This window comes from Corynebacterium sp. TAE3-ERU2, assembly GCF_019209955.1.
Lineage (GTDB): Bacteria > Actinomycetota > Actinomycetes > Mycobacteriales > Mycobacteriaceae > Corynebacterium > Corynebacterium megadyptis.
Map to the genome: position 1 here is coordinate 119,997 of NZ_JAHUTL010000001.1, position 21,021 is coordinate 141,017.

19 protein-coding genes are annotated in these 21,021 nt (G+C 64.7%); 5 read left to right on the forward strand and 14 right to left on the reverse strand.

Features of this window, described 5'->3' with window-relative positions; all coding sequences use genetic code 11:
- Positions 1-27 precede the first annotated feature (27 nt).
- The 3 genes from KRX12_RS00505 to KRX12_RS00515 all read right to left on the reverse strand — a co-directional run bounded on the left by KRX12_RS00505 (position 28) and on the right by KRX12_RS00515 (position 3,025).
- Positions 28-1,014: a hypothetical protein gene (locus KRX12_RS00505; protein ID WP_218365379.1), complete on the reverse strand. Its 987-nt coding sequence runs from the start codon at positions 1,012-1,014 to the stop codon at positions 28-30.
- On the reverse strand, positions 1,014-2,111 hold the full coding sequence (gene mnmA / locus KRX12_RS00510) for a tRNA 2-thiouridine(34) synthase MnmA (protein ID WP_218365380.1): 1,098 nt from the start codon (positions 2,109-2,111) through the stop codon (positions 1,014-1,016). The genes KRX12_RS00505 and mnmA overlap by 1 nt, the downstream gene beginning before the upstream one ends.
- Before the next feature lie 230 nt (positions 2,112-2,341).
- Positions 2,342-3,025 (reverse strand): aminotransferase class IV, encoded by a 684-nt coding sequence (locus KRX12_RS00515; RefSeq protein ID WP_218365381.1) that lies wholly within the window; start codon positions 3,023-3,025, stop codon positions 2,342-2,344.
- Positions 3,026-3,129: 104 nt separating this feature from the next.
- Between KRX12_RS00515 and KRX12_RS00520 the strand changes: the two genes are divergently transcribed.
- A complete protein-coding gene (locus KRX12_RS00520; RefSeq protein WP_218365382.1) occupies positions 3,130-5,097 on the forward strand; it encodes a chorismate-binding protein in 1,968 nt (655 codons plus the stop codon).
- An 8-nt stretch (positions 5,098-5,105) separates the two neighbouring features.
- The gene (locus tag KRX12_RS00525; RefSeq protein WP_218365383.1) at positions 5,106-5,879 is read left to right on the forward strand and encodes a spermidine synthase; all 774 of its coding nucleotides are present in this window, start codon (positions 5,106-5,108) and stop codon (positions 5,877-5,879) included.
- A gap of 48 nt (positions 5,880-5,927) precedes the next feature.
- On the opposite strand, the gene KRX12_RS00530 is transcribed toward KRX12_RS00525, so the two are convergent.
- From KRX12_RS00530 to KRX12_RS00560, 7 genes are all read right to left on the reverse strand, one after another.
- A complete protein-coding gene (locus tag KRX12_RS00530; RefSeq protein WP_218365384.1) occupies positions 5,928-7,004 on the reverse strand; it encodes a GTP-binding protein in 1,077 nt (358 codons plus the stop codon).
- Positions 7,005-7,073: 69 nt separating this feature from the next.
- Positions 7,074-8,198, reverse strand: a complete 1,125-nt coding sequence (locus KRX12_RS00535; RefSeq protein WP_218365385.1) for a cysteine desulfurase family protein — start codon at positions 8,196-8,198, stop codon at positions 7,074-7,076.
- 119 nt (positions 8,199-8,317) lie between these two features.
- Entirely contained in the window at positions 8,318-9,268 is a 951-nt protein-coding gene (locus KRX12_RS00540; protein ID WP_218365386.1) for an electron transfer flavoprotein subunit alpha/FixB family protein, read from the reverse strand.
- Positions 9,269-9,298: 30 nt separating this feature from the next.
- Positions 9,299-10,096 carry an electron transfer flavoprotein subunit beta/FixA family protein gene (locus KRX12_RS00545; protein ID WP_151549044.1) on the reverse strand — a complete coding sequence of 266 codons (798 nt, stop codon included), beginning with the start codon at positions 10,094-10,096 and terminating at the stop codon, positions 9,299-9,301.
- A gap of 56 nt (positions 10,097-10,152) precedes the next feature.
- Positions 10,153-11,325, reverse strand: coding sequence for an SAM-dependent methyltransferase (locus KRX12_RS00550; RefSeq protein WP_218365387.1), 1,173 nt, complete (start codon positions 11,323-11,325; stop codon positions 10,153-10,155).
- Positions 11,326-11,358: 33 nt separating this feature from the next.
- Positions 11,359-12,180, reverse strand: coding sequence for an NUDIX hydrolase (locus tag KRX12_RS00555; RefSeq protein ID WP_218365388.1), 822 nt, complete (start codon positions 12,178-12,180; stop codon positions 11,359-11,361).
- Between the two features lie 20 nt (positions 12,181-12,200).
- The gene (locus KRX12_RS00560; RefSeq protein WP_218363771.1) at positions 12,201-13,058 is read right to left on the reverse strand and encodes an ABC transporter ATP-binding protein; all 858 of its coding nucleotides are present in this window, start codon (positions 13,056-13,058) and stop codon (positions 12,201-12,203) included.
- A 321-nt stretch (positions 13,059-13,379) separates the two neighbouring features.
- Here KRX12_RS00560 and KRX12_RS00565 point away from each other — a divergent pair, with 321 nt between their 5' ends.
- Complete coding sequence (locus tag KRX12_RS00565) at positions 13,380-15,410, forward strand: alpha-1,4-glucan--maltose-1-phosphate maltosyltransferase (RefSeq protein ID WP_218365389.1); 2,031 nt, start codon at positions 13,380-13,382, stop codon at positions 15,408-15,410.
- A 316-nt stretch (positions 15,411-15,726) separates the two neighbouring features.
- Positions 15,727-17,928 (forward strand): 1,4-alpha-glucan branching protein GlgB, encoded by a 2,202-nt coding sequence (glgB, locus tag KRX12_RS00570; RefSeq protein WP_218365390.1) that lies wholly within the window; start codon positions 15,727-15,729, stop codon positions 17,926-17,928.
- On the opposite strand, the gene KRX12_RS00575 is transcribed toward glgB, so the two are convergent.
- The gene (locus tag KRX12_RS00575; RefSeq protein ID WP_218363774.1) at positions 17,929-18,834 is read right to left on the reverse strand and encodes a tetratricopeptide repeat protein; all 906 of its coding nucleotides are present in this window, start codon (positions 18,832-18,834) and stop codon (positions 17,929-17,931) included.
- Between the two features lie 96 nt (positions 18,835-18,930).
- On the reverse strand, positions 18,931-19,239 hold the full coding sequence (locus tag KRX12_RS00580; RefSeq protein WP_218364327.1) for a thiamine-binding protein: 309 nt from the start codon (positions 19,237-19,239) through the stop codon (positions 18,931-18,933).
- A 175-nt stretch (positions 19,240-19,414) separates the two neighbouring features.
- Here KRX12_RS00580 and mce point away from each other — a divergent pair, with 175 nt between their 5' ends.
- The gene (mce, locus tag KRX12_RS00585) at positions 19,415-19,873 is read left to right on the forward strand and encodes a methylmalonyl-CoA epimerase (RefSeq protein ID WP_218365391.1); all 459 of its coding nucleotides are present in this window, start codon (positions 19,415-19,417) and stop codon (positions 19,871-19,873) included.
- 28 nt (positions 19,874-19,901) lie between these two features.
- Here the strand turns inward: mce and KRX12_RS00590 are convergent, their stop codons facing one another.
- Complete coding sequence (locus tag KRX12_RS00590) at positions 19,902-20,195, reverse strand: hypothetical protein (protein ID WP_192796161.1); 294 nt, start codon at positions 20,193-20,195, stop codon at positions 19,902-19,904.
- A gap of 98 nt (positions 20,196-20,293) precedes the next feature.
- The gene (gene nucS / locus KRX12_RS00595; RefSeq protein ID WP_218365392.1) at positions 20,294-20,986 is read right to left on the reverse strand and encodes an endonuclease NucS; all 693 of its coding nucleotides are present in this window, start codon (positions 20,984-20,986) and stop codon (positions 20,294-20,296) included.
- Positions 20,987-21,021 lie beyond the last annotated feature (35 nt).

Sequence of the window (21,021 nt, forward strand, 5' to 3'; positions counted from 1 at the left end):
CCTCGCCGGGCTGTGCGCTGTTGCCGCCTAGAGATCCCCGGCGTCTCGGCTGAGCATCTCGCCCACCACGCGGGCCGTCTTCAGTGCGCGCGCCGCACTGAGCAGATCGCCGCGGCTGAGATCTTCTTCCGGGGCAATATCCACCGAATCGACGAGGACGTCTCGTGGCAGCGCCAACTCATCGATGAGTCCGGCGGCCTCTTGGGCGCGGGCGCGGGGGCACTCCCCGAGTTCATCGACATGATCTGTACTACGCACCAGCCTCAGTCCGAGGCTAGTGCCCTGCTCGATCGACTCGGCGAGCGCATCTTTGGTGGAGCTATCCCACCCAGTGGCGGTGCTGAGGATCGCGTCGAAATGCATGCCCACCCTGATCTGATCCGGGGTGAGGCTGGGAACATGCAGGATACGACGGTCGGCGCTGGAGCCGAGTGCAGCCAGCGCCGGGGTGAGCTCATCGCGGTGGATCGCCGGGATGGGATCCAAGGTGGTGGCTGGGGTGAGGGTGCCGCGCAGAATGGGCGCGAGAAGCGGCTCATCGATTTGCAGCCACACTGATGCGTAGTAGCGTCGCCGAATCTCGGCGATATGGCGGGTGATGCCTTCGTACAGACTGGCGCTGAGATCGCGCATGGCCCCAGGGTCGCGGAGGAGCAGCTGGCCAGTGCTGAGCTCAATGGAGGCCGCCAGGCTCCACGGGCCCACGATCTGTTCTTTGATGACGCCGCCGACGCCGGTGCCCCAGCAGGATTCGAGCTCGTCGAGGTCTCGTTCGGTGCGGTCGAGTATGCGGCGGCTGGCGATCTGGGGGCGCGCATCCATGCGCCAGGAGCGCGGGCCGCGGGAGACCTGCAGCCCCTCCAGCAGGCTGGCGGTGCGGCCGATAGCGTCGGAGCCTAGACCGCGCTGGGGTAGGTGCGGGATTGCTCGATAATCGCCGGTTTCGCCTGCGATCACGGAGGCGGCGTCGATAAGCGAAAGCCCAGGCATGGGGCCGACAGAGTAGGCAACCATTATCGACCCGTCCCGCAAATAGTGCCGGAGCCGAGCACAATATCGCCGCCGGGATCGGGGCGATAGAGCACGGCGGCTTGGCCGCGGGCGACGCCACGCAACGGCTCCTGCAGATCCAGCACGAGCCGATCGGCGTCGCGATCCACCTGCGCCCGCGCCGCCACGACGCCGCCATGCGCCCGCACCTGGACCTCGCAGTCAAACACGCCCTCCATGTCCGGGTGGAGCACCTTCACCCGATCGGCCTCGATACGGGTGACGGTCAGCGCCTCGCGCGGACCAACCACCACGGTGCCCGTGGAGGCGTCAATATCGGTGACATAGCGCGGTCGCCCATCCGCGGCCGGGGCCTTAATATCTAGGCCCTTGCGCTGGCCGATGGTGTACTCGTGCACCCCAGAGTGCTGGCGCAGCACCGCGCCTTCCTGATCGACGATCGCGCCCGGGCGCACCCCGATGTGCTTGCCCAAAAACGCTTGGGTGTTGCCGTCGGGAATAAAGCAAATGTCATAGGAGTCCGGCTTCGAGGCGACCGCGAATCCCATCTCCTTCGCCTCCTCGCGGATCTGCGGCTTGGGAGTATCGCCGACCGGGAACATGCAGCGCTTGATCTCCTCGATGCCCAGCACGCCCAGCACATAAGACTGGTCTTTGTCTGGATCCACAGAACGACGCAGATAGCCGTCGCCGCCATCGCTCGGCTGGGTCAGCTGTGCGTAGTGCCCCGTGACAACCGCATCGAAGCCCAGCGCCACACCCCGCTCGAGCAAGGCGCGAAACTTGATCTTTTCATTGCAGCGCAGGCACGGGTTCGGGGTCTCGCCAGCTGCATAGGAGTCCACGAAATCATCGATCACATCCTCTTTGAAGCGATCGGAGAAATCCCACACATAAAAAGGAATGCCCAACTTATCGCACACCCGGCGCGCATCCGCCGAATCCTCCAAAGAGCAGCACCCGCGCGAGGACTCGCGAACCGACTGCGGATCGCGGGACAACGCCAAATGCACACCAATAACCTCATGGCCCGCCCGGACCGCCCGGGCAGCAGCCACTGCAGAATCCACCCCACCACTCATCGCTGCGAGAACCCGCACTGCTCGATCTCCTCCTTGTGCGCTCCCCCACGCCCGTGGACGCGAAGGCTGTAGTTAGGGCCGGCGGCGCCACTGGGTCGCTGGCGCTCGTGTACTCCTGTGCGGCGCCGGTGCGTGGCGCCAGTGTTAAACGAGGCCTCATCCTAACAGGCGCGGCTTGCTACTACGCATCAGAGTGGCTGTACGTAATTCCCCTCCAGCAGCGGCGACTGCCGGACACGCCCAAAGCTCTAGCTGGATGGGTGCAGCCACTGTTGTGTCAGCGTGTCGATCACCTGCTGCGCGGGCCCGCGTGCCGCGCCGATCTGACGGACCCCGTGCACGGCGTTGAGGGCGATTGCACCGTCATAGTCCGAGAGCCGGAAGGCGTGTTCAGGCTGCCATCCCAGCTGCGGTGTCTGCTCCCGCAAGAACGCGAGGGTGGTGCTGGGAAGAATATCTGGGCTGGCGGGGATGCAGACCTGGCCGCCGCGCAGCACTGCCAGGGACCAAAACGACCCCTCGGTGAGTTCGCCTGTCTCCGGGCAGCGGAAAACAATGTCGTCGTATCCGCGTGATTGGGCAGCAGCGATAAGTTCTCGGACGGGCTGAATATCGGTGTGCTTCTCTGATGCGTAGTAGCGCCGATACGGCACTTCTTCTACCTGAGTGATCGGTGCCCCGCAGCGGGGCGGCAGCTGCCGGGTGCTCACCTCGACGGAGTCCCTATAGGCGGTAATCCGCACCACGCAGGGATCGCTGGGCAGGGCGGCGAGATGGGGCTGGAGGGTGGCGTCGAGAAGCGTAAGGGGCATGTCGAGGCAGCTGCCGAAGGCGCGGGCATCGTGGCGGAGGCGGCGCAGGTGATGTTCCCAGCCGCGGACGGGGCGGGTGTTGAGGAAGGTGGTGAAATGCCCCTGCGGTCGCTGATTCATGCTCCTCCTTGTCGGCGGTGGTCATGTGAGGCTTCATCGTAGTTGGCGGCGGATGCGCGGGGCAGATCGGTCGGGGCGGGCGGCGGCTTCTAGGATTAAGGCCCATGAAGGTTCTGCTGATCGATAATGTCGATTCGTTTACCTATAACCTCGTTGACTACTTTCACCGTCTCGGCGCCAGCGTGACCGTACTACGCAACAGCGCTCCGCTGCCCCCGCTCGACGCTGTGGACGCGATCGTCTTATCGCCGGGCCCGGGCAGTCCGCACGATCCGGCGGCGCTGGGCTGTTCCAGCTCGGCGCTGGAGGCGGCTACGGCTCGCGGCATTCCGGTGTTGGGGATCTGTCTGGGCGCGCAGGCGATGGCGGTGGTCAATGGCGGCGAGGTGCGCCACGCCCCGGAGCCGATGCACGGGCGGGTCGACTCGATCAGCCACACCGAGCATCCGCTGTTTCGCGGCGTGGAGCAGGACTGCGCAGCGACGCGCTATCATTCGCTGGCGATTACCCGCCTGCCCGAGTGCATGGAGGTGCTGGCTCGTTCCAGTGATGGGGTGATCCAGGCGATCGCGCATCGCAGTCTGCCGCAGTGGGGTGTGCAGTTTCACCCCGAGTCGATTCGCACGGATGCGGGGCTGCAGATTCTCGATAACTTCCTGCATCTAGCTGCCGAACATGCCGGCTGCCAGGTGCAGATTCATAGCTTCGCGCATCTCGTCGAGGAGTCGGAGCTCTACTGCGTAGTCCGCCAGTGGGCGCGCTACTACGCATCAGCCTCCATGTGGCTCAGCGCCGCCGCCGATCGCTTCAGCTATCTTGGCATCGGCTCCCGGGTGGAGTCCTTCGGTTTCGCCGATGCGCCCAGCATGCCGACCGTGCACATCGACCGCGACGCCCCGGAGCTGGGGGCATTCACGCTCGGCTGGGTGGGCTACTTCGACTATGAGACGCCCACGCACGACCCCGACGCCGCCACCACCGCCCGTTCCGCCGATCCGGCCAGCCAGTGGATGTGGGTGGACTGCTGCGTCGTGATCGATCGCGAACAGGGGCAGATGCATCTGCTCGGCCGCGGCGGCCTCGAGCAGTCGCTTATCGACGCCATCTCCGCGCTTGCTCCCCTGCCCGCCGAGCAGCACCCTATGGCCCAGCCCAGCCATCCGCCGGCGCGCCCGCCGGTGACGCTGCTCTCGCCGCCGCGTATCCGCGACGATCGCGCCAGCTACATGGACAAAATCATTCAGGCGCAACGCCACATCCTCGACGGCGATACCTATGAGGTGTGTCTGACTACGCAGCTGGAGGTGGAGGCAGAGCTGGATGTGTGCGCGGCCTTCGACTATTTACGACGCCGCCACCCCGCCCCCTATTCGGCCTTGCTCGAATTTCCCGACGTGCAGATCCTGTCCTGCTCGCCAGAAAAGATGCTCAGCATCGATGCCTCCGGCCGGGCGGTATCGAAACCGATCAAAGGAACTCGGCGCCGCGACAGCGACCCCGCCACCGATCGTGCTTTAGCAGCCGAGCTACACACCGAAAAAGAACAGGCCGAAAATTTGATGATCGTCGATTTGGTACGCAACGATCTCACCCACCACTGCCAGCCAGGCTCGATCACGGTAGAGAAACTCTTCGACGTTGAAAGCTACCCGAGCGTGCACCAGTTGGTCTCTACTGTCTCTGGGCTACTACGCAGTAGAGACGATGCCCTCCCTCTCGTGCGCGATTGCTTCCCTGGTGGCTCTATGACGGGCGCGCCCAAGATATCGACGATGAGAATCCTTCACCAGCTCGAAGGCGCCCCGCGTGGCATCTATTCTGGGGCGCTCGGCTATCTCAGTAGCAGCGGCGCCATCGACCTTGGCATGGTGATCCGCTCCTTCATCATCAAGGGCACCACGGTGAGCTTCGGAGTAGGCGGGGCGATCACAGCCCTATCTACCCCGGCTGAGGAATGGGAGGAGATCATGGTGAAGTCGCACCTATTCCGCGAACTCATGGGAATCGACACTCTCGAACAACCGCCCGAGGACCACGTAGCCACCTGCTCGACTACCCCACCCACCACCTAAGGACCGATATGGCACGCCGCAACCGCTCCCGCACCGAGAAGCATCCGAGCACCAGCACACGGGCACTTGCTGGAAACTATGAGCTCAGCCACGGCGAGGCGACGTTGAAATTCGATAACGGCTGGTGGCTCTATATTGATGGCCACCCCTCTTCGCACCTCAAAATCGGAGAACCGCGCTATCTCGCTTTCGATTACATGCAATGGATCGCGGCCTGCGTCGATAAGCATGTGCGGGCGCAGCTTGATCCGCAGCGGCTGCGCATCACCCACTTGGGCGGGGGCGGCTGTTCGTTGCCGCGCTACTTCGCGGACGTGTATCCGCGCTCGCGCAACTCGGTGGTGGAATACGACGCGGTGCTCGCCGAAAAGGTGCGGGAATGGTTCGACATCCCGCGCGCCCCACAGATAAAGATCCGCGTCGGCGAGGCCGCCGCCACCACCGCATCCTTTCGGCCCGAATCACGCGATGTCATCATCCGCGACTGCTTCGCCGGCGGCGCGGTGCCCGCAGCCCTCACCGAGCGGGAGTTCGTGCACAATGTGCACCGCAGCCTGAGCGCGGACGGGATCTACGTCGCCAATACCTCCGGCGCAGCGCGGGCCGAACGTGTGGTGCTCGACGAATTTTTCGCACACACCGGGATCATCGCCCCCGCCGCTGTGTTGAAATCGGGTTCTGCTCGCGCCGCCAACGCGGTGCTGGTGGCCTCCGATCGGGCGCTGCCGGATCCCGATGCACTACGCAGCAGCATCGTTCCCGCCCGATGCGACTTCCGCTAGCCGCACCCAAAAGCGCCGTTGCCGCCGTTGCAGCGGCCGCAGCGGCAGTTATACCTGCACCAACGCCCGTGCCTCCTCGTCGGTGAGCATGGCCTCCTCGAAGGCCTGCAGCGCCGCACGCTGATCGAAATTCACCCCGATGAGCACGACTTCATTGGAGGGAGCCACCCCTGCGCTCGCCCAGGGCGCGGCTGGCTGAATGGTGAGATTGGGCCCTGCTTGGCTCCACACGTGGGCCATCTCGAGGCGATCGGCGAGCCAGCAATGGCCCTTGGAACGTACCAATCCAGTTGTGCTGCGTAGTGCCTGTACCAAGCGCTCGCGATCAAAGGGGCGATCCCCACGAAAGACCACGGAGGAAATCCCGTACTCCTCGGTTTCGGGTGTGTGCGGATTCGCGAGCTCCTCGGTATAGCCCTGGTAGGTTGCCGCGGTGTGGGCGTCGTAGAGGGCGGAGTCGAGGATGGCGTCGGCGGCGATCTCGCCGTGGGTCACGGGCACGATACGCGCCCGCGGGTTCATCGCGCGCACCGCGTCGATGGTCGCCCCCGTTGCGGCTTCGCCGGCGATATCGGTTTTGGTGATGAGGATGAGATCGGCGAATTCTGTTTGCTCCACGAGCAGATCGGCGATGGTGCGCTCGTCGTTTTCGTCGAAGCTGGCGCCGCGCTGCAGCTGGGTGATGAAGGTGGAGGCATCGACGAGCGTGACCATCGAGTTGATGGGGGCGACATCGCACAAACGGGTGCCGTCGTCGAAGGTCCACTCGAACGTGGCCGCCACGGGCATCGGTTCGGAGATACCGGTGGATTCGATGACGATGTGATCGAAGCGCCGCGAGCGGGCTAGCTCGCCGACGCTGTCCACGAGGTCCTCACGCAGTGTGCAGCAGATGCAGCCATTGGACAGTTCCACGAAGCGCTCCTCCCCGCGCTCGAGGTGACTGCCCTTGGCGATGAGATCGGCGTCGATGTTGATTTCGGAGAAGTCGTTGACGATCACCGCGATTTTTCGCTCGCGGGCATCGTGTAACAGGTGATTGAGCAGCGTGGTTTTGCCCGCCCCTAAAAATCCCGACAATACGGTGACAGGGGTCGTGGCAGCAGGTGTGATAGGTGAACTCATGGCCCATCACCATACCCTATTGGAAACCGATTCCATTAAACGGGCGCCGGATCGCCCTACCAGCCCGCTTCAGCACATCCCAGCGACGCGGGCCATCTCAACAATCCGCGGAAACTCCTCCACGACGCGCGCAATATCCTCCTCGCATGTGGTGCGCCCCAGCGTCATACGCACCGCCGAGCGCGCATCCGCCTCCGAGACCCCCATCGCCAGCAACACCTCGCTCGCGCGATTCACCCCGGCCGCGCACGCCGAGCCCGTGGCGCACTCGATCCCCGCGCTATCGGCGAGCATGATCAAGCTATCGCCCTCCGCCCCGGGCACGCTGAAGTGCAGATGCCCCGGCAAGAGCTGCTGTCCCTCACCATGCATGAGCACATTCTCGATGGAGTCCCGAAGTCCACTGCGTAGTCGCTCACGCACATCTTCTAGGCGCTGCTTTTCGACGCTCATCTCCGCGCACGCCTCCCGCAAAGCCGCAGCCGTGGCCACTGCTCCCGCCACGTCCACAGTGCCGGGGCGGATACCGCGCTGCTGCCCGCCGCCACACAGAATCGGCTGCGGCACCGGCGAGCGCCGGGCGAGCAGCAGCCCCACCCCGCGGGGACCGCCAAATTTATGCGCGCTCGCCGCTAGGGTGTGTGCCCCGAGCTCACGGAAACTCACGGGGATGTGCCCCACCGCCTGGACGGCGTCGATATGCACGGGCGTATCCACCGCCGCGGCTGCATCCACCAGAGTTTCTACCGGCTGCACGACCCCGGTTTCGTTATTGGCCAGCATCATCGTGGCCACCGAGTGCGGGGTGGACAGCACCGAGCGGATGGAGTCTTCGTCCACCGCGCCGCCGGGGCTGACGGTGAAATATTCGCACTCGCGGCGGGCCACGACCTCCCGCACAGCCGGGTGCTCGATCGGGCTACTCGCCACGGGCAGCTCGGGCTGGGCCTGCGCGAACCCGGCGACGGCCAGATTGTCGGCCTCAGTTCCCGAACCGCAGAAAATTACCTCAATGGGTTCGCAATCGAGGCACTCGGCAATAGTTTCGCGCGCCTCGGACAGCAGCGCATTCGCCGCCCGCCCCGAGCCATACTGCCCGCCGGGGTTGAGCGCCCCCGAGGCCTCGATCCACACCTGGCGAGCGGTCTCGCGCAGCGGTGCTGTTGCTGCGTAGTCCAGATAGATGCGCTTCATTGCTTCCTTGGCTTCTCCTACATCCGGTTGTGCTACTACGCAGCAGAGCCCCATCCCGTACTCCCCCACCCGCGCCTGTCGCTACCCCCTACGTAGACGACGCGGGCACAGGGAGTTATCTAGCCGCGACGGTTGGTGATCTCCTCGATCAGCTGCGGCACCACCTCGTCGACATCGCCGACCACGCCGAAGTCCGCGATCTCGAAGATCGGGGCGTCTTCATCGCTATTGATCACCACGATGCGCTTGGCGGTCTGCATACCGGATTTGTGCTGGATGGCACCGGAGAGACCGAGGCCGATATATAGATCCGGCGAGACGGTCACACCGGTTTGGCCGATCTGATAGTTGCCGTCGTAGAAGCCCTCGTCCACTGCGTCGCGGGTCGCGCCCACCGCACCATCGAAGAGATCCGCCAGCGGCTCGGCCAGGGTCTTGAAGCCATCGGCAGAGGACAAGCCACGCCCACCGGCCACCACCACAGGAGCCTGGGTGAGCTGCGGACGATCCCCACGCTCGGTGGGAATAAAGGAGCGGACCTGAGCATCCAGCGGCGAGGAGTCGGGCAGATCGATGGTGGCCAGCGCCCCGGCGGCCGGTGCCGCATCGGGCGTGATGGCGCCGCCACGCACCGCATAGATCGGGCTCTCGCCGCCCACGGCGGCTGTGACCGAGTATTGGTCACCGAAGATGGACTGCGATGCGGTGCCATCGGGGTTGATCGCCACCACATCGTTGAGCACGCCCGAGGCGACACGCGCCGCAAGCCGCCCCGCGATCTCAGATCCAGCCACCCCAGCTGCCACCACGATCGGGCCAGGCTGGCCCGCGGCGAGCATAGACAGGGCATCCACCTCGGGGATGATGAGCCGCTCGGTAACGGACTCCGACTCGGCGGCGATCACCATTTCTGCGCCCCACTGCCCCAGCTGGGCGGCAAAACCCTCGGCGGTACCGGGGGTGCCCACCACCACCGCCGAGACCTCGCCGAGCTGGCGGCCAGCGCTAATCAGCTCGGCCGTGACTGCGTCGAGCTCACCATTGGAATGCTTGACAAGTACGTATGTCATTGTTGTTCACTACGCCTTTCTGACTGCGCTTTAGAGCAGGCCCTCGGAGGACAGGTAATCGGCGATGGCCTTCGCGCCGTCACCGTTGTCGCGGACGATCTGGCCGGAGCCGCGCTCCGGACGCGGCGTGGCGGACTGCACCACGGTGGCGGAGTGGGCCACGCCCACCTGGGAGGGATCCACCCCGATAGCGGCGAGATCGATCCGCGTGATCTCGGCCTTCTTGGCAGCCATAATGCCCTTGAAGTTAGGAAAGCGCGGCTTCGCGGCGCGCTCACTGATGGAGACAACAGCCGGGTAGGACGCACTCATCTCATAGCTGCCCTGGTGGTCGGTGCGCGTGGCCTGCACGGTCCCTGCCTCCGGATCGGCGTCCACATCGGCCACCATGGTCAGCGCCGGGAGCTGGCGATATTCCGCCAAAATGCCCGGGATCATGCCCATCTGCCCATCGGAGGAGGCATTACCAGCAATAATGAGCGCCACATCATCGATGGTGTTGATCGCGTTGTGCAGCGCCCAGGCTGTGCCCATCGTGTCGGAGCCCGCCAGAGAATCGTCGACAAGCAATACCGCGTCATCGGCACCCATGGCGAGGGCCTTGCGCAGGCACTCCTCGGCGCCCTCGGGGCCCATGCTCAGCGCCACCACGCGGAAGCCGGCATCGGGGTGCGCCTCTTTAATGCGTAGTGCCTGTTCCACCGAGTACTCGTTGATCTCATCGATCACCTCGTCCGCCGCCTCGCGGTCGAGGGTGAAATCCTCCTCGAGCGACTTCGTGGACCACGTATCGGGTACGTGCTTGACCAGTGCAACCAATGCTGGCATGAGCTCGTTCAATCTCCTTCGGGCAGTATTTCAACACACTTTTGTTGTCTATTTGCTTAGCGGACACCATCGTAATGCTTCCGCGGATGGCAGACAAAGGCCATCGCGCCCCGATCGAGGCGGGCGATCACGCAGGCATAGGCCTGCGATCCACGCAGTTTCAGTTTTTTACGTAGTACATCGGGATCCACATCCACCCCGCGCACCAGAATTTCCAGACTCCCCGCCGCGCGCCGCTTCATCACCTGCCGCAGCTGCTTCAACGGCGCGGCCTCAAGCACCTCGAAGCCACTCGCTCCCGGCGGGATCTGCTCCCCAGTGAGATAGGCAATGTGCTCATTGAGCATCCACAGCCCATGACGCTGGGCATAGGCGCGCACCAGCCCCGCCCGCACCACGGCCCCATCGGGGTCGATGATATAGCGGCCCACCTCGCCCACGGGCGCCTCCGGCGGCTCCTCGGCACTGGTATAGCGATCCACCGTGCCCGCCTCGTCGATCACCCAGGCCTCGCGGCCGCTCGCGCCGAGCTGCTCGGAATAGAGGCAGGTTTCTTTCACCGCCCCCGCCACGCTCGCCACCGTCACCAGCCCCGGCCATTCTGCGTAGTCGATGCCCGGGGCGCACTTCACCACCACAGGGGTATCCGGATAGGCCGCCAGAAGATCCGGCAGCGGCGGCACCAGATCCTGCACCTTGGTGATGCGCCGCCCACCAGCCCGGCGCGCCGGATCCGCCACCACCACATCGGCGCCGGGCGCCACTGGGGCGAGGGCATCGGCGCGCACGCACCAACCCTGCGCCAGGTTGTGGGCCGCCATGGCCACCCGCGCCGGATCGAGATCCGAACCGAGATAGCGCAGCCCGGCGCGAGTGAGCTCTAAGCCCTCACTGCCGATCGAGCAGGTGACATCATTGACCAACGCCTGCTCTCCACACAGCGCCCGTAGCCGCTCGGCGCGGGCAGCCGCCACCTGCCACGGGGTGGCCTGTTGGGCAGATTCCTGGCACATCAGCAGCTCCTCGCCACCGGTGCGGAACTTCTGCGCTGCCGAGCGGCGAGCACTCACCAGCTCAACGACAGCGCGACCATAGTCGCCGAACTCCGCGCGGGCGGCGGCGTGATCGGCGATCATGCTCGCCTTCGTGCAGGCATGCTCCCGCGCCCAGTGCGCGATGGCGGGACCGTGGGATGCGAGAAAATGCACCTCGCTCGGGCTTAAGGACATAGCCCTACAGTGTAGTTGCCGCCCCCACTGCTACTACGCATCAGAGATCACACGTCCGAAATAGCTATTGCATTCCGGCTTATCGACGATCGGCTCCATGTCCACCTCTGGCAGCGTCGCTAAGAGCGCGGCGACAGAATCCACGGCGCTGAGCACCCGCAGCTTCGACCAAGTCGGCAGCACGAGCTGCACTGTTCCCTCAGCCCAGCCATCAAGCAGCTCCTGGGGGCGGTACCAGCCGGCAGTCGTTGTTTCCCCAGAGACCGCATCGGGTCGCTGTTCGCGCGGTGCAACCACCACAAAGGAAAAAGCATCGAAGCTGCGTGCCGCGCCGGGAGGGCCGATCCAGCGGGCGAAGGGGTGCAGCAGCGAGGACGCTATCTGCAGCTGCTGGGTGTGCAGGAAATCGCCGAATCCGAGCTGCTTGGACTCGAGCGCGAGGCGTTGCTGATGAAACCTATCCGCCCGCCGCAGCAGCTCCTGCGTGCCCTCGCAGGCAATGAGCGTGCCGGTTTCTTCGAAGAGTTCGCGGACCGCGGCGGTCACAATCGCCGCAGCGTGGTTCGGCGCAACTCCGAGTCTGTGTGCCCACTGCTCAGGCGACGGCCCCTGCCACAACGCAGCGTGCATAGCGGAAGAAAGATAGTCGCCGCGGTCCACCCCACCACCGGGAAATACCGTGGCCGAGGGGAAGGTGGGCATGGAGTTCACTCGGTGCTGGGCATAGACCTCAAGACCGGCCTGCCCGTCGCGTACTAATACCACCGTGGCTGCCAGCCGCGGGGCGGGCGGGGTGTGGCCCGGCGGCAGCCGCAGGGCGGCCTGGGAGAGATCGCGGGCGGTGGGACGCTCCATCACTCTGCTGCGTAGTAGCCCTAGGAACGCGGGGCGCGGTGCGCCCCACCGGTGCGGGAGCGACGGGCGAAATAGCGGCCGTCGATACGATCCAAGGTGATCTGCTGGTGGAAAGTGGTGGTGAGGTTCTCACTGGTGAGGACATCATCAATGAGGCCCTGGGCGACGATGCCGCCCTCGTCGAGAAGCAGCGCGTGGGTGAATCCGCGGGGGATTTCCTCCACGTGGTGGGTGATCATCACCGTGGCCGGCGCATCGGGGTCCATGGCGAGATCGCCGAGATAGCCCACGAGGTCTTCGCGGCCGCCGAGGTCGAGGCCCGCGCCCGGTTCGTCGAGAAGCAACAGCTCGGGATTGGTCATCAAGGCGCGGGCGATGAGCACCCGCTTCTTCTCGCCCTCGCTGAGCGTTCCCCAGGTGCGATCCCGCAGATGCAGGGCGCCTACCTGCTCGAGGGTGTCGATGGCGTGCTCGAAGTCCATTTCCTCATAGGCCTCGCGCCAGCGGCCGAGAATGGCATAGCCGGCGGAGATCACCAGATCCGCCACCTTTTCATCCTCGGGGATGCGGGTGCCGATCGCCGAGGAGGTCATGCCGATCATGGTGCGCAGATCGCGCATATCGGTCTTGCCCACTTGCTCGCCCATGAGAAAGGCCACACCACTCGTGGGGAAGGCCTCTGCGGCGGCTAAGCGGAACAGGGTGGTCTTGCCCGCACCATTCGGGCCGATCACCACCCAGCGCTCGTCCAGCTCCACCTGCCAGGTGATATTGCCCAGGAGGGCGCGACCATCGCGCACGAAAGAAATATCACGAAAATCGATCAGCAGGTCCGGATCCGTGGGGGCTACAGGCGAGGAACTCATAGCCTCCATCATGGCGGAAAAATGCAGTGCTGTGGGCGAGCCACACCCTGGCCTCCCCCTGCGGCGCCCTAGCGGCGCCCCGGCGGCTGCGGTGGCGTCGACTCAGCGCGCGGCGGTGGCGCGCGGCGGGATCGATTGAGCGCGCGCCGAGCACTGGTCACTATCACCTATAACTGTGGTCAAAATACCAAAAGCAGCACCCTGTAATTCCCCTTCTGAGCCAGTAGACTTGGGGTTCAACGTCGCATCGTCTATACAAAATCGTCTATATAAAACTGCCCCGCGCTCGAGCCCTTTTCGGCCGGCGCGGAGCGAGAGAAAGTGGTGTCTATTGTGACTGGCAGACTCGGTATTGATGACGTCCGCCCGTACATCTCAGGGAATCGTTGCCCCTCCAAGGCCGTCGTTGGTGAGGTCGTTCCCGTCTTCGCCCTCGTCTGGCGCGAGGGGCATGATGCTATTTCCGCCACCCTCAACGTTAAAGGACCCAAAGAGTCCTCCGTGGCTCCGAAGATGAAGCGCATCCCGATGAGCGCGGATGCCTTCGATCAGGACGAGCACCACGCGATCTTCGTGCCCGATGTGCCGGGTCAGTGGAGCTTCCGCGTGGACGCCTGGTCCGATCCCATGGCCACCTGGCGCCACGCGGTCACCGCCAAAATCCACGCCGGCCAGTCCGCAGCCGAGCTGGCCAACGATCTGGAGACCGGCGCCCAGCTCTTCGAGCGCGCCGCCAAGAAAGCGCCGAAGACCTATCAGCAGCAGCTTCTCGACGTCGCCGCCACGCTGCGTTCCGACGCCGAGGTCCGCGCCCGCGTCGCGCCCGCGCTCTCGAAGGACATCCTCGGCATCTTGGACCTGCACCCGCTGCGCGAACTGCTCACCCGCGGCCGCACCCACAAGGTCGAGGTCATGCGCCGCAAGGCCCTGGTTAGCTCGTGGTATGAGCTCTTCCCCCGTTCCACCGGCGGCTGGGATGACTCCGGCGCGCCCGTGCACGGCACCTTCGCCAGCACCGCGGAGCAACTGCCGCGGATTAAGGCCATGGGCTTTGATACTGTCTACTTCCCGCCGATCCACCCCATCGGCGAGATCAACCGCAAGGGCCGCAACAACACCCTGGTGACCGAGCCGAACGATGTGGGCTCGCCCTGGGCCATCGGCTCCAGCGACGGCGGCCACGACGCCGTCCACCCCCAGCTCGGCACCCTCGAGGACTTCGACGCCCTTATCGCCCGCGCCAAGGAACTGGACCTCGAGATCGCCCTCGACTTGGCGCTGCAATGCGCCCCCGATCACCCCTGGGCTAAGGATCATCCCGAGTGGTTTACCGTCCTTCCGGACGGCACCATCGCCTATGCGGAAAACCCGCCCAAGAAGTACCAGGACATCTACCCGCTCAACTTCGACAATGATCAACAGGGCATCTACGACGAAGTCCTGCGCGTGGTGAAGTTCTGGATCAAGCGAGGCGTGACCACCTTCCGCGTGGACAACCCGCACACCAAGCCCACCAACTTCTGGGAGTGGCTCATCGCCACCGTGCATGAGACCAACCCTGAGGTGATCTTCCTCGCCGAGGCCTTCACCCGCCGCCCGCGCCTCTACGGCCTGGCCAAGGCAGGTTTCTCGCAGAGCTACACCTACTTCACCTGGCAGACCTCCAAGCAAGAGCTCACCGAGTTCGGCCAAGAGATTGCCCGCATGGCCGATATCTCGCGGCCCAATCTCTTTGTCAATACTCCCGACATTCTCCACGCCTCCTTGCAGGAGGGCGGCCGTGGCGCCTTCGCTATCCGCGCCACCCTGGCCACCACCCTCTCCCCGCTGTGGGGCATGTACTCCGGCTTCGAGCTCTACGAAGGCGAGGCCGTGGCCCCCGGCAGCGAGGAGTATATGGACTCCGAGAAATACGAGCTGCGCCCCCGCGACTTCGAGGCCGCACTGCGCAATGGCGACTCCCTCGAGCCCTATATCACCACCCTCAACCGGATTCGCCACGAGCAGCCCGCCCTGCAGCAGCTGCGCTCCATCCACTTCCACGACATCGACTCCGAGCAGATGATCGCCTACTCCAAGGTGGACGCCCTCACCGGCAACACCGTGCTGGTGATCGTCAATCTCGACCCGTGGAACGAGCACGCAGCCACCGTGCGCCTCAACATGGAGGCCATCGGCCAGGACTGGGATGCCGAGTTCGAGGTCACCGACCAGATCACCGGCAACCGCTACACCTGGAGCGCCGCCAACTACGTCAACCTCAAGCCCTGGGAGAACGTCGCGCACATCTTCGTGCTGCCCGACGTGCCCCCTACCCGGCGCGAAGCACTGGCGTGGCGCACCATCGAGGACTATCGCCTCTAGTCCCACCGTCGGCACTGAGGGCTGGCAGCTGCGGTGCCCGGCGCGGCACCGACTGCGGCGGGTAGCACTACGCAGCAGAGTGCGAGTGGCAGCGAGACGGCGTCGATAAGCGTCTCGCGCCGCTGAGCACCGGCGCCCCTCGCTCTTCGTGGCATCCGCTCCGCCCCTGCCCACAGTGCCGTGCGCCACCCTCTCAGGGCGCGTGCCCACCGCCGATCCGGCAGAGGACACGACAGCTCTCAGCCCGATCCGCTACACCGCGTACTCTTCTGCGTAGTAGCTCAAACACCCGACCATCCGACAGAAAGCTCACCCCATGCCCTTCGATCCTCACGATCCCACCCTCGGCATCCCCGACCACGACTTGCAGCGTCTGCGGTATTGCCAGCACCACGACCCCCATGCTTTCTACGGCTGGCACGCCACCCCGAGCGGCGCGGTGATCCGCACCCGCCAACCCGGCGCGGAGAAGGTGGAGATCCTCACTGCTGATGGCGGCACCCACGAGGCGGTGCACACCACGGATGGCATTTTCGCCATGCTGCTCGAGTCCTCGGAGCCGATTGACTATCGCCTGCGCGTCACCTGGCCGGGGATGGAACCGATCACCGTCGCTGATGGCTACCACTTCCTGCCCACGCTCGGCGAGACGGACCTGTACCTGATTGGTGAGGGCCGCCATGAGCGACTCTGGGAGGTGCTGGGCTCACATGTGCGCACCATCGACACGGAGATGGGTCCGGTGGTCGGCACCTCCTTCGCGGTGTGGGCGCCGAACGCGATCGGTGTCGCCGTGGTGGGAAGCTTCTCCGGGTGGAACCCGGCCCAGTACCCGATGCGTTCGCTCGGGTCCTCGGGTGTGTGGGAGGTGTTTATCCCCAACGTCGGCGTGGGCGAGGTGTATAAGTACGCCATCCAGAGCAAGGAGGGCTACCGCCGCGATAAGGCCGATCCCATGGCTCGCCAGGCGGAGGTGCCCCCAGCGACGGGATCGATCATTAACGAATCCACCTATGAGTGGAAGGACGATGCCTGGATCACCAAGCGGGCGCGTTCCAATGCTCAGACCGAGCCGATGAGCGTCTACGAGGTGCATCTCGGATCGTGGAAGCAGGGGCGCACCTACGAGGATCTCGCCGTCGAGCTGGTGGACTATGTCGATCACATGGGCTACACCCACGTGGAGTTCCTGCCGGTGGCGGAGCACCCCTTCGGCGGCTCCTGGGGCTATCAGGTCTCAGGCTACTACGCACCAACGTCGCGCTGGGGCACCCCCGATCAATTCCGTGCCCTCGTGGATGCCTTCCACGCCCGCGGTATCGGCGTGATCGTGGACTGGGTGCCGGCGCACTTCCCCAAGGACGAATTCGCCCTCGCCCGCTTCGATGGCGAGGCCCTCTACGAGCACCCCGACTGGCGCCGCGGCGAGCAGCGCGACTGGGGCACCTATGTGTTCGACTTCGGCCGCACCGAGGTGCGCAACTTCCTCGTCGCCAATGCGCTGTATTGGTGCAAGGAATTCCACATCGACGGCCTGCGCGTGGACGCGGTGGCCTCCATGCTGTATCTGGATTACTCCCGCGATGAGGGCGAGTGGCTACCCAACCAATTCGGCGGCCGGGAAAACCTCGAGGCCAAGCAGCTGCTGCAGGAAGTCAACGCCACCGTAGCCAGTACCTTCCCCGGTGTACTCACTATTGCGGAGGAGTCCACCTCCTGGCCGGGTGTCACCGCCCCGACCTACAACGACGGCCTGGGCTTCTCCCTGAAGTGGAACATGGGCTGGATGAACGACACCCTCGAGTATTTCGCGCAGGACCCCATCCACCGCAAGTACCACCACAACGAGATCACCTTCTCGATGGTCTACGCCTACTCGGAGCGCTACGTGCTGCCCATCTCCCACGACGAGGTGGTGCACGGCAAGGGCACTCTGTGGACCCGGATGCCCGGCGATCCTTGGAACAAGGCCGCCGGCGTGCGCACCCTGCTCGCCTATATGTGGGCGCACCCAGGCAAGAACCTGCTCTTCCAGGGCCAGGAGTTTGCCCAGGTGCAGGAGTGGAATGAAAACCGCTCCATCGATTGGGGAAACATGGAGGGCTGGGAAGGCGAATACCATCGCGGCGTGCACCAGCTGGTGCGCGATCTCAACTCCAACTACAAGGAGCTACCGGCGCTCTATTCGCTCGATAGCGACCCCGCCGGTTTCCAGTGGGCCAAGTCCGATGACGCGGACAACAACATCCTCGCCTTCTACCGCACCGGCGATAAGGGCGAGAAGCTGCTCTGCGTCTTCAACTTCGGTGGCTCCTCCCAGCAGGCCTATACCCTCGGCGTGCCGGAGGCCGGCCGGTGGTCGCTGCTGCTGAACACCGATGCCGGCGCCTATGAGGGCGCGGGCAACGATATCGGCAGCGGCTTCGACGCCACCGACAGCGCCTGGGACGGCTACCCCTACTCCACGACGCTGCACATCCCCGCGCTCTCCGCGCAGTGGTACCGGCTAGACAGCTAGCTAGTACAGTGCCGAGGCCAGCTTGCCCCGCGCCGCCAACACGCGCGGGTCAGCGGTCTCGTACATGCCAAAAAGCTCGATGAGGCGGTCCTTGAGGGCCGCCTTTTCTTCGCCCTCGGCCTGGGTGATCGCCGCGATGAGCCCGTCGAAGGCCTCCTCCACACGCCCATGCGCGATCAGCGCATCCGCTGCTGCGTAGTGCTTATCGACGCCCCCCTGCGCCGCATCCCCCTCATCATCCGCGGCAGCCTCGCTTGCACGGGCCCGCTGGATCACCTCGGCACGCTTAGACAGCTGCACCAGCTCCGGATCCTCCGGATGCTCGGCCAGGGCCTCCTCGAGGATCGGCAGCGCCTGGTCGAGATCAGGCTCGGCGGCGTCAAGGAGACTACGCACCTGAGCAATACGGGGATCTTCTTCCGGCTCCTCGCCCGGCAGCCCCTCGAGTTTGCCGGCGACAGCCCCCACCACGGCGGCGGTCCACTGCTGCAGCGCCTCCTCGGGCTGGCCGCCCTGGAAGTCGGTTATTGGTTGGCCTTGGGCGAGCGCCAGCACGGTCGGCAGGCCCTGCACGCCCAGCGCTTGGGCGAGCTGCGGGGTGCGATCGGCGTCCAGATATGCGTAGATCCAGCTGATCTGCTCCTGCGTGTTGGCGAGACGGCTCAACACGGTGTGCATCTCCGCGGACTCGGGCGAGCGCTGGGTACCGATATGCACCACCACCGGCACCTGCATGGAACGCTCCAGCACCTCGGACTTAATGTTCTGCTCGGTGACATCCACCACCGGTGCCACGGTGTGCCCGGCATCGCGACCCTGGGTGTGGCCCTTCGCCTCCGCGCGGGATTTCACCTCCCCCAGATCAATAGCCCCAGCAACAAATCGTTCAGGTGCGTTCTCAGCCATGGTGCTCCTTAGTTCTGCGTAGTGTAATTCTGCGTAGTGTAATTCTGCGTAGTGTAATTCTGCGTAGTGTCGTCTACCGTGAGTTCGGCCGCATCCTCACTCAGCCTCACTCAGGTGCTTTTCTAGCGATGCTACTTTGCCCTTCAGCCGGTCGCTGTAGCCGGGCCGAATATCGGCCTTCAACACCAGCGACACCCGAGGACTCACCTCCATCACCGCCTCCGTGGCGCGCTTGACCACGTCCATCACCTCATCCCAGTCGCCCTCGACGAGGGTGAACATGGCATTGGTTTCACAGGGCAGGCCGGAGGCGCGCACGACGCGCACCGCCTCAGCAACAGCCCCAGACATCTCGGCGTCCGTCGTGGGAGTGACGGTGGGTGCGACAGAAAAAGCAATCAACATGGGACACATCCTAGCTGCGTGTTTGCGGCCGCGCTGCCACCGGCGATGGGTGTGGTGGCAGCGGGCGGCGTCGATAAGCGACACGCGCTCGTGTTGTGTCACAGTGTGGTTTCTCTCAGTTCTCGCGGCCGGCTTCTGCCCCACAGCCGCTGCTAAGTGGCTTAAAGTGGGGAGCATGAGTAATGACATTTCTGGCATTGAGATTCCCCACGAGTACGTCGTCTGCCTGGACCACGTGGGTATCGCTGTTCCCGACTTCGACGCCGCCGTGGAGTTCTACCGCTCCGCATTCGGCTGGGTGAACCACCACGACGAGGTCAATGAAGAACAGGGCGTGCACGAGGCCATGATCGGCCCGAAAAACATGTCCGCCACCGACGGCATGATTCAGCTCCTCGCCCCGCTGAACGAGCAGTCCACCATTGCGAAGTTCATCGATAAGAAGGGCCCCGGCCTGCAGCAGATGTGCCTGCGCACCAACGACATGGACGCCCTCTGCGAGCATCTGCGCAGCCAGGGCGTGCGCCTGCTCTATGATGCACCGAAGCAGGGCACCGGCGGCGCCCGCATCAACTTCGTTCACCCGAAGGATGCCGGCGGCGTGCTTCTCGAGCTCACTGAGCCGGTGAAGTAACTCCCCCACTCCCTTTTGGGCGCGGCCCCTAGCGGCGCGCCCAACATGCGCGGTGCCAATGACGACGATCAGCGGCACCGCGCATCGTGTCTTTCGGCCACGCCACAATATGCGCCGTGCCCGCGTAGATCGGCCCCTGACAGCCCGGGCACACATAGTCCTTCACCGCCGAGGGCCCGCCCATCTCGCGCACATAATAGTCGCGGCCGAAGCTATAACTCGGCCCCTCCTCCACGCGGGTACCCCAATAGCCGCTGCCATCGCGCGGCAACGGGCGCCGGGCATAGCGGCCCGTCGTGTTTCTGCGATTCCTCCGCGGCACGACACTTACCTCCCGTGTATCTGCGGTTATTCCACTGCCACTCTGATGCGTAGTAGCACCGCCGCTTATCGACGCCACCTACCCGCCTTTTCCCCTGCTTAGAACAGGCGCAGCTCGTCGGATTCGAGCCCGCGCAGCTCGTTATAGTCGAGGACTACGCAGGAGAACCCGCGATCTTCGGCCAGGGTGCGTGCCTGGGGCTTGATCTTCTGGGCGGCGAAGACGCCGCGGACCGGTTTCAGCAGCTCGTCGCGGTTGAGTAGCTCCACGTAGCGGGTGAGCTGCTCCACACCATCGATTTCTCCGCGGCGTTTGATCTCGACCGCAACGGTCTGGCCTTTTTCGTCGCGGCAAAGAATATCCACCGGCCCGATCGCGGTGAAATACTCGCGGCGAATGAGCGTATAGCCGGGGCCGAGGGTGGTGATGTGTTCGGCCAGGAGCTCCTGCAGGTGCTGCTCCACCCCGTCTTTTTCCAGGCCTGGGTCCTCGCCGAGGTCGTATTCCAATTCGGAGTGGATGGCCTCGACTGTGATGCGTAGTTGCTCACCTTTGGAGTTTTCCACCACCCATAGCCGCACCCCGGCCTCGGCCTCGTCGGCATCGTCGATGGCCTGCTCGGTGAGCGTGCAGGGAGGTGTCATCCAGTTCAGCGGCTTATAGGCGCGATCATCGGCGTGGATGGACACGGAGCCGTCGGCTTTGATCATCAACAGCCGATCGGCGGTGGGGAGATGGGCCTCGAGCCGACCCACATAATCAACGGAACAACGAGCAATCACAAGACGCATTCTGACTACATTAACAGAGTCAGCGGCGGGGTCTG